At 67.6% G+C, this 559-nt stretch carries 1 pseudogene; it reads right to left on the reverse strand.

The window, feature by feature from the left end:
- Positions 1–461: pseudogene (locus tag RIF23_RS20685) on the reverse strand (tetratricopeptide repeat protein); the annotation flags it as partial.
- Positions 462–559 lie beyond the last annotated feature (98 nt).

Below are 559 nucleotides of genomic sequence, written 5' to 3' on the forward strand. Positions count from 1 at the left end.
CGCACCGCCTCAGCGGCACAGCGGGTCTTGCCCGCGGTGGAATCACCCACCACCAGCACGAACCCGCTGTGGTCAAGCCGCGCACGCAGCTGCGTATCGATATCCCGAGGCACATAGACCGGCGGATCATCCATAGCCGGCTGTGCGTCCTCCAGCGCTACCGCCGGATGCACCCCCCAAGCCCGCAGGTCGGTACGCTCCTCAACCCGCGGCACCCGCCCCGAGATCGACACCACCCCGCTGCGGCGCCGTGCAACCGCCCGATCAGTGTCCTGCTGGGCACGACGATCCGCGCGGGAAACCAGAACGCCGCTCACCAACGCGGCCACCGCCGCTGCGAAGGCTGCCCCCGACGTGAGCCAAGGCACCGTGAAGCCATAGATCTCCAACACCGCAGGCAACGGAGTCGCCAACGTCAACACTACAGCCGCGCAATACAGCCAACCGGCCCGCAGCCGCACCACCGACACCTCCGAAAACTGGGGGGCTGGCTCGAAGGACGGAATATGCCCAACCTACCCCCATTCCCACCAACCCATCCCCCAAGCCCCACCCCGAT

Origin of the sequence: Lipingzhangella rawalii (assembly GCF_031628175.1) — a bacterium.
In the GTDB taxonomy this organism is placed as follows: domain Bacteria; phylum Actinomycetota; class Actinomycetes; order Streptosporangiales; family Streptosporangiaceae; genus Lipingzhangella_A; species Lipingzhangella_A rawalii.